General features: G+C 60.9%; 16 protein-coding genes. 9 read left to right on the top strand and 7 right to left on the bottom strand.

The genetic code is table 11. From position 1 onward, the window contains the following. The first annotated feature begins 70 nt into the window (after positions 1 to 70). Positions 71 to 1,360 carry a histidine-type phosphatase gene (locus Q2T52_RS02370; protein WP_302075071.1) on the top strand — a complete coding sequence of 430 codons (1,290 nt, stop codon included), beginning with the start codon at positions 71 to 73 and terminating at the stop codon, positions 1,358 to 1,360. Here the strand turns inward: Q2T52_RS02370 and pdeM are convergent, their stop codons facing one another. Both pdeM and Q2T52_RS02360 read right to left on the bottom strand, forming a co-directional pair. Next, positions 1,361 to 2,089, bottom strand: coding sequence for a ligase-associated DNA damage response endonuclease PdeM (gene pdeM, locus Q2T52_RS02365; protein ID WP_436799475.1), 729 nt, complete (start codon positions 2,087 to 2,089; stop codon positions 1,361 to 1,363). 61 nt (positions 2,090 to 2,150) lie between these two features. Continuing rightward, positions 2,151 to 4,751: a ligase-associated DNA damage response DEXH box helicase gene (locus Q2T52_RS02360; protein ID WP_302075069.1), complete on the bottom strand. Its 2,601-nt coding sequence runs from the start codon at positions 4,749 to 4,751 to the stop codon at positions 2,151 to 2,153. A 34-nt stretch (positions 4,752 to 4,785) separates the two neighbouring features. Between Q2T52_RS02360 and Q2T52_RS02355 the strand changes: the two genes are divergently transcribed. Together Q2T52_RS02355 and Q2T52_RS02350 are read left to right on the top strand one after the other, a co-directional pair. After that, the gene (locus tag Q2T52_RS02355; RefSeq protein ID WP_302075068.1) at positions 4,786 to 5,292 is read left to right on the top strand and encodes an RrF2 family transcriptional regulator; all 507 of its coding nucleotides are present in this window, start codon (positions 4,786 to 4,788) and stop codon (positions 5,290 to 5,292) included. A 23-nt stretch (positions 5,293 to 5,315) separates the two neighbouring features. After that, positions 5,316 to 5,777 carry a carboxymuconolactone decarboxylase family protein gene (locus tag Q2T52_RS02350; RefSeq protein WP_302075067.1) on the top strand — a complete coding sequence of 154 codons (462 nt, stop codon included), beginning with the start codon at positions 5,316 to 5,318 and terminating at the stop codon, positions 5,775 to 5,777. Here Q2T52_RS02350 and Q2T52_RS02345 read toward each other — a convergent pair whose 3' ends face one another. From Q2T52_RS02345 to Q2T52_RS02335, 3 genes are all read right to left on the bottom strand, one after another. Next, positions 5,778 to 6,422, bottom strand: a complete 645-nt coding sequence (locus Q2T52_RS02345; RefSeq protein ID WP_302075066.1) for a YitT family protein — start codon at positions 6,420 to 6,422, stop codon at positions 5,778 to 5,780. Continuing rightward, a complete protein-coding gene (locus tag Q2T52_RS02340) occupies positions 6,422 to 7,057 on the bottom strand; it encodes a YitT family protein (RefSeq protein ID WP_302075065.1) in 636 nt (211 codons plus the stop codon). The genes Q2T52_RS02345 and Q2T52_RS02340 overlap by 1 nt, the downstream gene beginning before the upstream one ends. A gap of 98 nt (positions 7,058 to 7,155) precedes the next feature. Further along, a complete protein-coding gene (locus Q2T52_RS02335) occupies positions 7,156 to 8,088 on the bottom strand; it encodes a class I SAM-dependent DNA methyltransferase (protein WP_302075064.1) in 933 nt (310 codons plus the stop codon). A gap of 148 nt (positions 8,089 to 8,236) precedes the next feature. Here Q2T52_RS02335 and Q2T52_RS02330 point away from each other — a divergent pair, with 148 nt between their 5' ends. Genes Q2T52_RS02330 through Q2T52_RS02320 form a run of 3 tightly spaced genes read left to right on the top strand, consistent with a single transcriptional unit; the run spans position 8,237 to position 10,399 of the window. Further along, complete coding sequence (locus Q2T52_RS02330) at positions 8,237 to 8,503, top strand: DUF6460 domain-containing protein (RefSeq protein ID WP_302075063.1); 267 nt, start codon at positions 8,237 to 8,239, stop codon at positions 8,501 to 8,503. After that, a complete protein-coding gene (locus tag Q2T52_RS02325) occupies positions 8,504 to 9,001 on the top strand; it encodes a CAP domain-containing protein (RefSeq protein WP_302075062.1) in 498 nt (165 codons plus the stop codon). 48 nt (positions 9,002 to 9,049) lie between these two features. Further along, entirely contained in the window at positions 9,050 to 10,399 is a 1,350-nt protein-coding gene (locus tag Q2T52_RS02320) for an MATE family efflux transporter (RefSeq protein ID WP_302075061.1), read from the top strand. A 233-nt stretch (positions 10,400 to 10,632) separates the two neighbouring features. Here Q2T52_RS02320 and Q2T52_RS02315 read toward each other — a convergent pair whose 3' ends face one another. Next, positions 10,633 to 11,718, bottom strand: coding sequence for a quinone-dependent dihydroorotate dehydrogenase (locus Q2T52_RS02315; protein ID WP_302075060.1), 1,086 nt, complete (start codon positions 11,716 to 11,718; stop codon positions 10,633 to 10,635). Then, positions 11,719 to 12,063 carry a DUF952 domain-containing protein gene (locus Q2T52_RS02310; RefSeq protein WP_302075059.1) on the bottom strand — a complete coding sequence of 115 codons (345 nt, stop codon included), beginning with the start codon at positions 12,061 to 12,063 and terminating at the stop codon, positions 11,719 to 11,721. A 107-nt stretch (positions 12,064 to 12,170) separates the two neighbouring features. Between Q2T52_RS02310 and Q2T52_RS02305 the strand changes: the two genes are divergently transcribed. The 3 genes from Q2T52_RS02305 to Q2T52_RS02295 all read left to right on the top strand — a co-directional run bounded on the left by Q2T52_RS02305 (position 12,171) and on the right by Q2T52_RS02295 (position 14,210). Next, a complete protein-coding gene (locus tag Q2T52_RS02305; protein ID WP_302075058.1) occupies positions 12,171 to 12,575 on the top strand; it encodes a hypothetical protein in 405 nt (134 codons plus the stop codon). Positions 12,576 to 12,685: 110 nt separating this feature from the next. After that, positions 12,686 to 13,333 (top strand): response regulator, encoded by a 648-nt coding sequence (locus Q2T52_RS02300; RefSeq protein ID WP_302075057.1) that lies wholly within the window; start codon positions 12,686 to 12,688, stop codon positions 13,331 to 13,333. 208 nt (positions 13,334 to 13,541) lie between these two features. Further along, a complete protein-coding gene (locus Q2T52_RS02295) occupies positions 13,542 to 14,210 on the top strand; it encodes a helix-turn-helix transcriptional regulator (RefSeq protein ID WP_302075056.1) in 669 nt (222 codons plus the stop codon). The last annotated feature ends 81 nt before the right edge of the window (positions 14,211 to 14,291 follow it).

Here is a 14,291-nt window from a genome sequence, read left to right as displayed (position 1 = left end):
TGGCGTCACATGGTTTGCACAGATGGCCGCTAAGGCCTGCTTTATTGCCATATCCTTGAGGGTCAGCCCCATGCATTTAAGAACCGTCCTGCTTACCGCCGCTGCCTGCCTGATGGCTTGCACCAGCTCTGCCGAAACGCTGACCAGCGACAAATACATTGCCCTGATGCGCCATGGCGTGCGGCCACAGACCAGCATGAAGGAGCTGGAAAAGATGTCGCCCAAGGCCTGGGCGAAATGGGACACGGCAGACGGTCAGCTGACCCCGCATGGCGCTGAAGCTGCCGCGCAGCTGGCCCGTTGGGAGGTTTCCATGCTGCGATCCAAGGGCCTCGTTGCTGCCTCCGGCTGCCCGGCCAAGGGCGATGTGTTCGGCTGGGCCAATGGCCCAGTCCAGCGCACGATCGATACGGGCAATGTGGTGCTGTCCACCATGTTCGAAGGCTGCGGCCTGAAGGTCGGTTTCGTGAAGGCGGAGGTCGATCCGCTCTATGCGGCCTCCGATACCGCACTCGGCGCCATCGACCCCTCAAAAGCCAAGGCCGCGATCCTGGAAGCGGCTGGCGGTAGCTTTGACGCCATGAAGGCCAAGGTGCAGCCGCTGATGAAGGAGATGGACGCGATCCTGGGATGCGATGCACCCGGCAGCGCCTGCTCCCTGCAGAACCGCGAATGGTCGATCGAGGTGAAGGAAGCCAAGGGGGACAAACCCGCCAGCGTTTCCCTGAAGGGGCCCCTGGCTGAGGCTGGCACAGCTGCTCAGGTTTTCCTGCTGCAATATGCCAATGGCTTCCCGGCCGATCAGGTGGCCTTCGGGAAAGCATCGACAGCCACCGATATCATCCGCCTGTCGGAGCTTCGCCAGGTCAAATACGATATCGGCAACCGCGTGCCCTATCTTGCCAAGCGCGATGCTTCCAACTTCCTGAATCAATTGGTGTTGGCACTCGGCACCGGTCCCAGGGATGCAGCGCCCCAGGGCGGGCCGCCGAACGCAAAATTCCTGCTCCTGATGGGCAGCGACACTCAACAGGTCGAGATCGCAGCCATCCTCGGCCTGCATTGGAAGATCCCGCCCTATCTGGACGACGAAACCCCGCCCACCGGCGCATTGACCTTCGAGCGGCTGCATGATGCGAGCGGCAAGGTCTATGTGAAGCTCGGCTTCGTGGCGCCCAGCCTCGACCAGATCCGCAACGCGTCCGCGATCAACGAAGCGTCACCGCCGTTGCAGGCTGCTGTAACCGTGCCCGGCTGCGAGGCTGAAGCCGTGGATGGCGCCTGCCCACTCGACACCTTCATTTCCATCGCAAGGTCAAAGATGGACATGACGGCCGTGGCGGCGGTCACGTACAACTGATCAGCCGATCAGGCTGTTGAACCGCACCGAATAGATGCGGTCGCGGCCCAGCAGATGGGCAATCAGGGCCGCATGGTCGAACAGGCCATGCATGGCCTTGTGCTTCAGGTCCAGCCCGCCGGTCAGCACGCCGAAGGCTGGCATGACGAGGCGGGCACCATCAGTTGCAAAACAGGCGCGGCGGACATATTTGCCGCGCCGCCCGACGGTGGCCGAAGGGTGCAGATGGCCGGCCACCTCGCCGCGTCCGGCAATCAGCGACGGTTCGTGCCGGAAGACCAGCCCGCCATAGACCAGTTCATCCGCCGACTGCCCCGGCAGGTCCGTGGTACCATCCGGATCGTGATTGCCGTTGATCCAGATCCAGTCCCGCCCGAAGGCCAGTGTGCGGATCATGTCGCGGAAGGCGTCGGGCATCAGGGCGGAGCCGCGTCGATCATGAAAATTGTCGCCCAGCGAAATCACCGTCCTGGGGTCATAGCGCGCGATGACGGCGGCGAGCAGATTGAGGGTGGCCAACGTATCATAGGGCGGCAGCATCATGCCGCGCCGCGCAAAGGCAGCCCCTTTTTCCAGATGCAGATCGGAAATCACGAGACAGGACAGATCCGGCAGATAGAGCCCGCCCAGCGGGTCGCACACCGCCGCCACGCCGTGGACGGTGATCTCTGCGCCTGCGGCGGGAGCGGGTGTCTCTGCGGCGGCAAGCGCCAGTCTGTGGTTCATCATTGTCTTTTACGTCTTGTCTCATGCCATTTGGTGCAGCACGACTTGGCAGAGCGTCATGACGTCACCCCATCGCTTCGGCAATCAGCTCTTCCGCCGCCTCTGCCAGCACGAATTCCTGCGCTTCACCTGCCACAGGCTCCCGCCCGATTTCCAGCATGACGGGCACGGCAAGCGGCGAGACATGTTCTAGCGCGCGGTGAATCACATGGCCCTTGATTCGTGCCAGCATAGCGCCAAGCCGGCCAATATCCAAAAGCCCGGATGCCGCATCCCGGCGTGTGGCCTCCAGCAGGATATGGTCTGGCTCATGGCTGCGCAGCACGTCATAGATCAGGTCGGTGGACACCGTCACCTGCCGACCGGTCTTTTCCTTGCCCGGATGGCGGCGCTCGATGAGGCCCGAGATGACGGCGCATTGGCGGAAAGTTCGCTTCAGCATGAAGCTTTCGGCGAGCCAGGCTTCGAGATCATCGCCCAGCATATCCTCATCGAGGAGGTCGCCCAGCGACAGGCGCCCGCTGTCGATCATCGCGCCCATATCATTCAGCGACCAGATGGCGAGCGCATAATCATTGGCCACAAACCCCAGCGGCCTTGCCCCTGCCCGCTCCAGCCGCCGCGTCAGAAGCATGCCGAGCGTCTGGTGCGCGAGCCGCCCTTCGAAGCAATAGGCGACCATGAAGAAGCGGTTGCCGCGCGGAAAACTCTCGATCAGCAACTCGTCCCGCTTCGGCAGCATGGACTTTTCCTTCTGGATCGCCAGCCAATCGCGCACCTGATCGGGCAGAACATGCCAGCGGGAGGGATCAGCCAGCATGGCGCGCACCTGGTCCGCCAGATAGGTGGAGAGCGGAAACTTGCCGCCGGCATAGGCGGGGATCTTCGGGTCCAGCGAGAAGGCATTGGTGACGAGGCATTCATTCTCGCGAATACCTTCAAAGCGCAGCACCTTGCCGGAAAACAGAAACGTGTCACCCTGCACCAGCTGTTCCAGAAAGGATTCCTCGACCTTGCCGAGCGACATGCCGCCACGCCCGACAGTCCCAAGCTGGTTGCGCTTCACGAGGCGAACATTCAGCTCGGCGGCCTCGACGATGGTGCCGAGGTTCATGCGGTATTGCTGCGCCACTTGCGGATTGGAAACGCGCCAGCGCCCTTCCTTGGTCCTGCGGATTTTTGCATAGCGCTCATAGGTGCGCAGCGCATAGCCGCCGGTCGCGACGAAATCTACAATGCGCTCGAACATCTCCCAGCTAAGCCCCGCATAGGGCGAGGCACTGGTGACCTCATCATAGAGTTCCAGCGCATCGAAGGGTTCGGCGCAAGCCATGCCCAGCACATGCTGGGCAAGCACATCGAGCGCCCCCTCCCCCACCGGCGGCGTATCCTGGGCACCGAGATAGTTGGCGTCGAGTGCCGCCTGGCACTCCATCACCTCGAAGCGGTTTGCAGGTACGAGGATCGCCTTGGACGGTTCATCCATCCGGTGGTTGGAACGGCCGATGCGTTGCGCCAGTCTTGACGCGCCCTTGGGCGCGCCGACGTGAACCACCAGATCCACATCGCCCCAGTCGAGGCCCATATCGAGCGTCGAGGTGGCGACGACGGCGCGCAGTCTGTTGGCGCTCATCGCCGCTTCCACCTTGCGGCGCTGACCGGCATCCAGCGAGCCGTGATGCAGCGCAATCGGCAGATTGTCCTCATTGATGGTCCAGAGTTCCTGAAACAAAAGCTCCGCCTGAAAGCGGGTATTGACGAAGATCAGCGTCGTCTTGTGCTTGCGGATCTCCTCGTAGACGGCGGGAATGGCATAGGTCGCCACATGACCAGACCAGGGGATGCGGTCCTCCGTCGTCATGATGGAGATGTCAGGTGCCGCACCGCCCTTCACATGCACAAGGCCCGCAGGTTCCTGCGGGTGCAGCACCTCTTGCCCCGGGCCGCTTTGCGGCACCAGCCAGCGCTGCAGATCCATGGGGTCGGAGACGGTCGCCGAGAGGCCGATGCTGCGCAGACCCGGCGCATGCCGTCTCAGGCGCGCCAGACCCAGCGACAGCAGGTGGCCGCGCTTGGAGGTGACAAGCGAATGCAACTCGTCCAGCACCACATAACGCAGATGCTTGAAGAAGCGCTCCGCCTCCTTGTTCGCGAGAAGCAGCGCCAGCTGCTCCGGCGTGGTCAAAAGGATGTCGGGCGGATTGGTCTTTTGTCGCTGCCGCTTGGATTGCGGCGTATCGCCGGTGCGGTTTTCGATGGAGACCGGCAGCCCCATTTCCGCCACCGGCTTCATCAGGTTTCGCTCGATATCGACGGCCAGCGCCTTCAGCGGCGAGATGTAAAGCGTATGGACGCCGACGAAGGAGGAACCGGGCGGGACCTTGCCGCGCCGCGCCAGATCCGTCAGCGAGGGCAGGAAGCCAGCCAGCGTCTTGCCGGCACCGGTCGGCGCGATCAGCAGCATGTTCTCGCCGGCCGTCGCCCGCGCCAGCAATTCCATCTGGTGCGCACGCGGCGCCCAGCCCTTCTCCGCAAACCATGTCTGGAAGGGGCGAGGCAGCAGATCCGGCAGGTTGTACGGGGCGTCGGCGAGGGTCTTTTCCACGAGGTCGAAAGTAATGGCAGGCGCGAAAATTTGAAGAGGCTTGACGGCAAATCGAATCATGGATATTTTTTATCCATGATATGGAGATGGTGCGATGAAACTGGGTGACGGCGTTGAACAGGCCATCCACTGTGTTGGCCTCATGAGCGGACTTGACGGCAATGATGTGCTGTCAGCCGCAGCGCTGGCGGAATTCCACGGCGTATCAACGAGCTATCTGCTGAAGCATCTGCAGGCACTTTCCGGTGCCGGCCTGTTGGAAACGGTGCCGGGGCCGAAAGGCGGCTATCGGCTCGCCAGGAAACCCGCCGACATCAGCCTTCTCGATATCGTGCTGGCCGTCGAAGGCCCGCAACCGGCCTTTCGCTGTGCGGAAATCCGCCAGCGGGGACCGAACCCGCTGCCGAGCAGGTATTTCACCAAACCCTGCGGCATCAATGCCGCGATGCTCAAAGCCGAACGCGCCTACCGTGCGGAACTCGCGAAAACATCCATGGCCGATATCCTTGAGGGACTGGCCGCGGAAGACGATGGAGGCATTGCCGAGCGTGGCTGCCTCTTCCTGCAAAGCCATCAACGCGCCGCAAGCCGCAAGGGCTGAAGGCCCATCAAGGAGAGAAGATCATGCAACCCCGCCTCAACTTCTTCAAAGCCGCACCGGAAGCCTATCAGGCTGCCCTGGCGCTCGAAAACTTCGTGCAGTCCTGCGGTCTGGAGCGCCGTTTCATCCACCTGATCAAACTGCGCGCCTCCATCATCAATGGCTGCGCCTTCTGCGTGGACATGCATGTGAAGGAAGCGCGCCATGACGGCTTGTCCGAGCAATGGATCAACCTAATGAGCGTGTGGTGGGAATCGCCCGTCTATGACGACAAGGAACGGGCGCTGCTCCAATGGGTGGATGCGGTGACGAAGATTGCCGAAACCGGCATTCCGGACAGCGCCTACGCGCCGCTGCGAGACCATTTCACTGATCAGGAACTGGTCAACATCACGGTGGCGATCGGTGCGATCAACATCTGGAACCGGTTGGCCGTCGGCTTCCGTTCGCAGCATCCGATCGACAAGCCGGCCAAGGCGGCGTGATCAGCGAACAATATACCGGTCCGTGCGGTGGTTGATGGCCAGCGTCAGGTTCAACGTCACCGCCGCAAGGATCGAGCATGCTATCACAAAGGGCGTGGCGACGAAGAAGGATAGTGCCAGCACCACGAAATCCAGCCCCAGTTGGACGAAGCCGGCGCGCCAGCCGAACTTGTCCTGTAGGTAGAGCGCGAGAATGCCGAAGCCGCCGAGGCTGGCGCGATGGCGAAATAGCGCCAGCATGCCGGTGCCGATCAGGAGCCCGCCGAACAGCGCCGCAACGAGTGGGTTGATATCGCCGATCGGGATCAGCTTCGGCAGGACTTCCGTGAGGAAGGAGGTGAGCGCCACGGCGCAGAATGTCTTGATGGTGAAGGCGAGACCCAGCCGCTTGTAGGCCAGCCAATAGAAGGGCAGGTTCAACAGGAAGAAGACGACGCCGAAGCTGAGGCCCGTTGAGTAGCGCAGCAGAAAACCGAGACCCGCGGTGCCGCCGATCAGCAGATGCGCGGAGGCCAAGAGCGTCACGCCGAGCGCCGCCAGCATGGAGCCTGCCACCACGCCCTGGATATCCTCCAGAATGGAATGGCGCTCCGAGGTGGAAGCCCAGAAGCCGACGGGCGTCTTTTGTTGCGTTGCATTGGCCATCAGCGCACCACAATATAGCGGTCCGAGCGATGGTTGATCGCCAGGAACAGGTTGAGGATCACAGCGCCGAGGATGGACCAGATGACCACATGCCAGTCAAGCACCAGGAAGGCGGCGGCCATCACGCAGGCATCGAAGGCCAACTGGATGAGGCCTGCCTGGATACCGAATTTCTCCTGGATGTAGATGGCAAGAATACCGACCCCGCCGAGGCTCGCCCGGTGCCGGTAAAGCGCCAGCAAACCATAGCCCAGCAGCAGCCCGCCCATCAGCGCACCCCAAAAAGGATGCAGGTAATCGATCAACAGGAAGCGGCGCTCGATTTCCGTGACAACAGAGACCAGTCCGATCGCGACAAACGTCTTGGCGGAAAAGGCGAGACCCAGTCTCTTGAAAGAGAGATAGTAGAAGGGCAGGTTGACGATGAAGAAAAGCAGGCCAAACGAAATGTTGAAGGCGTAATGTACCAGGAAGGCGACGCCCGCCGTGCCGCCTGTCAGCAGTCCGACGCGCCCCAGCAGATAAAATCCGAGGCCTGAAACCAGCGCGCCCGTCAACAGACCCTGGCTATCCTCCAGAACAGTATGTTGCGATGGGTCAAGGCTATAAAAGCCCAGCGTCTTCTTACGCGCCACGTCTTCGTCCCCTTGTCTTTTCAGGGATTGTGCACCGCAAAATAATGGTCTTCAAGATGTGACAGCGATGCTGTCGCAAAAGGCAAGAAAACTGCCCGTCATGAGGTGCGGCGGGCAAGAAACAGCATGCCATGAACCGGTTTTCCGGCATCCATGCGAATCTCTGTTTTCCGCGTCTCGACGAGATCGAAGCCCTTGGCCGTCAGCAGTTGCCGCACATAGGCTTCCGAGTGGGCATAGCGCAACGAATCCTGCAGCCGGAAGCCTGAGCCGTCACCCGCATCCTCGACCGAAAACGCAAAGAAGCCACCCGGCATCAACAGCGCAGCGGCGAGGTCAAAGGCATTGTCGAGCGCGCCGAGATACATCAGCACATCGGCTGCCGAGACGAGATCCGCACGGTGGCGGGGATGCTCTTGCGAGAACAGACCGGATTGTTCTGCGGCCAGCGACAGATCTGCCTGGGCGAGATGATGGTAGAGGCTCTTCTGCGCGGCCTTAGCCAGCATGTTGGCCGAGAGATCATAGCCTTCGAGACGTGCCGTCGCGCCTGCCGCCTCGACGCCGAACAGGCCCGTGCCGCAGCCAAGATCGACGGTCAGCCGGAAGGGGCCATGCGGCTCAACCAATGAAAACAATTTTGCCGGCACGCTATAGTTCAGCTTTTCGACCAGCGCCGTCTCGAAGCGCTCGGCATAATCATCGAACAGGCCTTCCACATAGGCCGAAGGTGGCGCCTCGGGTACCGGGGCCGCACCCAGCAGCGCCAGCTTCAAGGCGGCGCCGAACACGCCCTCCTTGTCCAACTCCGCCGCACGGGCATATGCCTCGACGGCCTTGTCCTTCAGCCCCGCCTTCTCGGCAGCCTCGCCGAGACGAAACCAGCCGGCCGCCCAGTCGGGTGCAAGTTCCAGCGCCTGCTCCCACAACTCGGCGGCGGCGGCATGATCGCCTGCCTCCATCAGCATGCGGGCATAATCTGCGCGGCGATCGGCGATGACATCGCCGGAGGAAAACTGCTTGCGGGTCATTGTGCGGTTCCGAGGTGTTTCCGGCATCTGGCCGAAGCCACAAAAAAACTCAAGTTCTATCGCACCTCCCCGCCATCCGCTTGCGGCAGAGGGCGCCACCGCTTATCTGAAGCCGAAGAGTGGATCGCCCAACCGGAGAGAAACCAAGATGTCCGACCAGATGAACAGGCTGCTGGGAGATACGCCCGGTCGCACCGTGGTGAAACTGATCGTCGTCTCGCTGATCGTCGGCTTCGTCATGGCTGTCTTCAACCTGCATCCGTGGGATATCTTCTATGGCATCCGGGACTTTTTGGTCGATCTGTGGCATCGCGGCTTTCATGCGCTGGGCGCCGTGGGCGATTACCTGCTGCTAGGCGCCACTATCGTCATCCCCGCTTTCATCATCCTTCGCATTCTCAACTACAGACGTTAAATGACATTCCTGACTGATCTGACCGCCCGGCGAGGCTTTCTGCTGCTTTCGGGCGGCGCTCTTCTAACCATCGCCGGCTGCTCCACCACACGGCCCAAACCACCCGTCACCGCGGGTGCAACCGATGAGACTGCAGGCGCGCTTCCGCTCGTCAATGCTCTGCGCGCCAAGCACAAGCTAGGCTCGCTTTCCGCCAGCAAGGCAACGGCTCAGGCTGCGCAGGAACAGGCTGTGCGCATGGCACGCGCCGGCGAGATGAAGCACCTCATCGGTTTCGGCGACGATTTCGGCACACGCATGCGCCGTAACGACGTTCCGTTGCCGGCCGCGGAAAACATCGCCAGCGGCCAGAAGTCGGTAACGGAGGCGGTCGAGGCCTGGATCAATTCCAAGAAACATCTGGAAAACATGCTAGGCCCCTACAACTATGTGGGCGTGGCAGTGGCGCGATCCAGCAGCGATATGCGAGCCTACTGGGCGATGGTTCTTTCCGCCTGACTCCCTCTTCCTTCGGAAGCAGCCCAGGCAACTCCGGAGGCAATCGACATGGACAAGGCCACGGCCCAAACGCGTGCCTTTGAGGTGACGCATCGTCTTGTGCTGTCGATTGCCGTCCCGATGACACTCGGCTACCTGACCACACCCTTGCTGGGCCTCACCGACACTGCCGTCGTGGGCCATCTGGGCGACCCGGCGTCGCTGGGCGGACTGGCGATCGGCGCGCTGCTGTTCGATCTTCTCTATGGCAGCCTCAGCTTCCTGCGCACGGCAACAACGGGGCTGGTGGCACAGGCCTTCGGTCGGGGCGATGAACGCGAACAACAGGCTGTGTTCTGGCGCTCCCTCGTCAGTTCGCTGGCGCTCGGCGCGCTGATGCTGCTGCTCACGCCGCTCATCGTTCGCTTCGCACCAACTTTGCTGTCCGATGATCCAGCCGTGGTGGATGCCACGCGCACCTATTTCGGGCTGAGGGCGCTGACCAGCCCTGCCACCTTCGCCAATTATGCCATTCTCGGCTTCGTGCTGGGGCGCGGCGAAGGCATGCTGGGCCTAAAACTGCAGATCCTGCTAAACGGCACAAATATCCTGCTGACGCTCTGGCTCGGTTTGTGGCTCGGTCTTGGAGTAAAGGGCGTGGCGCTCGGCACGGCAGGAGCTGAACTCATTGCAGCGGGTGTCGGCATGGCGGTGATCATTACACGCTTCCGTCGCACGCCGATGAAACCGCGACGGGAAGAGATCCTCGATCGGCGACAGTTCACAGCGCTGTTCAAGCTCAACGGTGATATTCTGATCCGCTCCCTCGTCCTGAACGTCGCCTTCGCACTGATGGCACGGCTGGGCTCCAGTCAGGGTGCCGTGGTGCTTGCCGCCAATGCGGTGCTGATGAATATCTTCATGCTGTCGTCTTTCTTTTTAGATGGCTTGGCAGGCGCGGCGGAACAGCTTTCGGGACGCGCAGTCGGCGCTGCCTATCGCCCGGCCTTCCGGCGTGCACTAATCCTGACAGGCGGATGGTCGCTGGCCATCAGCCTTTTGATCACACTGCTGTTTCTGGTGGTTGGCACGCCGCTTATTGCGCTGATGACGACGGCACCTGATGTGCGTACCGTTGCAGCGACCTACTTGCCATGGGCGGCGCTCACAGCCATTACCGGAGCAATTGCTTTCCAGATGGACGGGGTTTTTATCGGCGCCACATGGTCACGCGAGATGCGAAACCGCATGCTCGGTGCCTTCGCAGGATACTGCGTTAGCCTGGCAATCCTGATACCACTTTTCGGAAATCACGGACTCTGGGCCGCGTTGCATGTATTCCTGCTTCTGCGTGGCGGACTGCTGGCCGCACGGCTGCCAGCGAAGATGCACCAGACCTTCGCGAGCAAAGGTCTTTAACGGACGAAATGTCAGGCGCCCGGCGCAAATGCCCAGATCGCCAGACGAAGAAAAAGGGCGCTCAAAAGAAGACCGCTAATGGTGACGCCCGGTAAACTGAAATGTGCTCGCATGAAAGCACCTCCGCGAATGTAACCTGACGTAACATATAGTGAGCAATGGTGGCGGAATTGTCAAAATCCGCCGACAAAATTTCGTGACCCAGAAATATTAGTGGCAATCACTTCCCAGGCTTAATCGAGAGTTTCCGCCGCCCATCGATCCACTGCACTGTCCCGCAATGCGCCAATATGGGCAATGCCATCCCTCTGCAGACACGCGGAAAGACCGCGAACGATCTCCGCCGCCAGTCCTGGCCCCTTATAGACCATGCATGAATAGACCTGCACGAGATCGGCTCCTGCGCGGATCTTTTCCAGTGCGGTATCCGCCGAGGATACGCCGCCCACACCAATGATCGGCAGTTGCGGACCAACGCGCTTGCGAATCCGCGCCAGTACCGCCGTGGAGCGGCGGAAGAGCGGCTTTCCGGACAAACCACCCGCCTCGCCGGCCTGGCGCGTATCCCGCAGACCGTTGCGGGAAAGGGTGGTGTTGGACACGATCAGACCATCGAGCGGATGCGCGAGCACCTCGGCTGTTATGTCGTCCATTCCCTCCTCGGTCAAATCAGGCGCGATCTTCAGGAAGACAGGAACCTTTCGGCCAGCCTTCTGTGCCTCTTCGTCCCGCGCGGCAAGAACGGCGGACAGCAGCGCCTTCAGACTGTCGCGCGCCTGCAGATCCCGAAGACCCGGCGTGTTGGGCGAGGAGATATTTGCGGTGAAGTAGCGCGCGACCCCATAGAAGCGGCGAATGCCGGCGACGTAATCGGCAATGCGGTCTTCGCTGTCCTTGTTGGCGCCGATGTTGACGCCGACGATGCCTGAGGTTTCCAGCGCCTTGAGCCGGGCGAGTGCCGCCTCATGCCCTTCATTGTTGAAGCCGAGCCTGTTGATGACGGCCTCATCTTCCACCAGACGGAAGATGCGCGGCTTCGGATTGCCACTCTGCGGCTTCGGTGTCAGCGTGCCGACTTCCGTAAAGCCGAAGCCGAGCCGAAGGATCGCTTCCGGCACCTCGGCATTCTTGTCGTAACCTGCTGCAAGGCCAACAGGGTTGGGGAAGCTGAGCCCCGCCACATCCACACGCAGCCGCGGATCGGCCATGGCGGTGCAAGAGGGAATGAGACCGGACTTCAGGGCCGCAATGGATGCGCCATGCGCGGTTTCAGGATCAAGCAGGAAAATGGCGTTCTTGGCCAGATCGAACAGGGACATTCAGGCAAGCTCCGGAAACACGTGAAGACCATCGGCGCCGAGTGGCAGCGGCTTTTCCCAAACAACCGCTTGAAGGGCCAAGCGCCCATAGAGATGCGGAAAAAGGTCGCCGCCGTGCGAGGGCTCAAAGACCAGTTCCGAGCCCAGAGCTTCGCCATCGACGGCCACCAGCAGAAGCCCTGACTGGCCGGCAAAATGCCGGCGTGCGGTTTCGACCGCCTGGGCGGCGGTGGAAAAATGAATGAACCCATCATGCAGATCGACAGGAGCGCCTTCGAAAAACCCGGTTTCTCTGGCCTTGTCCCACAGGTGTTCGTGCACGATCTTGTAGATGGTTCCAGTCATTTTGTTGAATCCCGGCTGGGTTAGACTTCGCTACAGCCTTTGCAGCAAAGCCTTTGGAATGTCCACCGGGCGGCGGGGTCGATCGCCGGTTTTGAGGAGGTAGCACCATGCGCAGTACTCTGTTGACCGCTCTTGCGGTCGTCATACTTGGCGGGATGCCTGCGCGGGCGGAGGAGCCAGCCAACCGTTTTCGCCTGGAGAAGACGGATGGCGGCTTCATCCGGCTGGACCAGCAGACCGGCGCCATCACCTTCTGCCGCGAACAGAACGGCTCACTGTCTTGCCGAATGGCCGCCGATGAGCGTGCCGCCTACGAGCGGGAACTGGATATGTTGACCAAGCGTGTGGAGGCCCTGGAAGCAAAGGCCGGCAAGGAGACCCTGCGCCAGCCAATGCCGAGTGATGCAGAAGTCGAACGATCCCTCTCCATCATGGAGCGCTTCATGCGCAGTTTCATGGGGCTTGTCCGCGAATTTCGCTCCGAAGAGCAGACTTCTCCCAACCGTACATGACGGTTGTCAATTTGCCCCTCTAAACTTAGTCTTGTCTCGTGATCCTGCCGGGTTTATTTATATTAGCGGGCAGAAAAAAGCTGACTATGCTCTTGGGAGGGGGCGTGGATATGCATACATTTACAATCATCATTGCAGACGACCATCCGCTGTTTCGTGGCGCGCTATGTCAGGCCGTCAATCTCATTTCCAACAGCATCTCAATCATTGAAGCCGGCACGCTGGAAGCAGCGCGCGAGGCAGCAACCGATCATCCGGAAGCAGACCTGATGCTACTGGACCTCGCGATGCCGGGGGTGAGCGGGTTCTCCGGCCTCATGTCCCTTCGCCAGGAGTTTGCAAGCCTGCCCGTCGTGGTCGTTTCTGCAACGGACGATGCCGGCACGGTCAGGCGCGCGATCGAACTGGGCGCCTCAGGTTTCATTTCCAAGTCCTCAGGCCTGGATGACATCCGCGAAGGCATTCAGACGGTGCTGGATGGCGGCATCTGGACGCCCGCATCTCTCAGCCGCGCGACCGAGGAAGATCCGGCACTGCTGGAGCTTCTGGAACGGCTGAAAACCCTTACCCCGCAACAGAGCCGGGTTCTGTCCATGCTGGCCGAAGGCCTGCTCAACAAGCAGATCGCTTATGAGCTTGGTGTCTCGGAAGCCACCATCAAGGCGCATGTCTCGGCGATCCTATTAAAGCTCAATGTGGATAGCCGCACCCAAGCCGTGATCAAGCTCGGCAAGGCAAATATGTCGCTGGTGGCGTGAGCGTTCATTAGACATCAGAAAAGGATTTTATTCCTTTCTCTCTTTACTCTTTAAGCGGCTTTCAGTACATCTAGAGCTACCGGGGCAAGATGTTGCCCCGTTCCATTGGCCGGAAGCTCGGAATTGATTTCTCTGGTCTCCCTGCCATTCCGAAAATCTGCAGCCCCTTGGATTTCGTTTGGCGAAAGGGGCGCTGGAGCGAAAGACGATGCTGTCACACGAGGCGGTCTGGAAAGCGATCGATACGCTGGCGGAGCGTCACCAGATGACGGCATCCGGCCTTGCCAGACGTGCCGGGCTGGATCCCACTTCGTTTAACAAGTCGAAGCGGCTGGGACCGGATGGACGCCTGCGTTGGCCGTCCACGGAGTCGCTCGCCAAGGTGCTCGAAGCCACAGGCGCAAGCCTGGATGAATTCATGAGCTATTTTCCGCCGGGTGCGCGCCCCTCGCTTGGCATGCCTTCCGGCGCGTTTCCGCCTCAAGCCAGCTCCATTCCGCTTCTCGGCTTTGCCCAGGCAGGTGCTGGTGGCTTCTTTGACGATGGCGGCTTTCCGGCAGGCCAGGGCTGGGATGTGGTGGATTTTCCGGTCGCTCCATCCAAGACCAACAGCGTCTATGCGCTGGAGGTTCAAGGTGACTCCATGCTTCCGCTTTATCGTGACGGCGACCGGTTGATCGTGGAGCCGGGCGCGCAAGTGCGCCGGGGCGACAAGGTGGTGGTGAAGACACGAGAAGGAGAAGTCATGGCAAAGGTGCTTCTGCGCCAGAGCGCCAAAACGATCGAACTCAGTTCACTCAATCCCGCTCATCCCAACCGTGTCTTCGATATGTCCGAGCTGGATTGGATGGCACGTATCATCTGGGCCAGCCAGTAGGCTTATTTTCCTGAAATACATTCACGTTCAGGGCATCCAATCCATCACCGCAGGCAACCGTACGCCACCTGATCCTCTCTT

This window comes from Rhizobium oryzicola, assembly GCF_030504645.1.
GTDB lineage: Bacteria > Pseudomonadota > Alphaproteobacteria > Rhizobiales > Rhizobiaceae > Neorhizobium > Neorhizobium oryzicola.
This window is presented reverse-complemented; position numbering and strand designations above follow the sequence as displayed.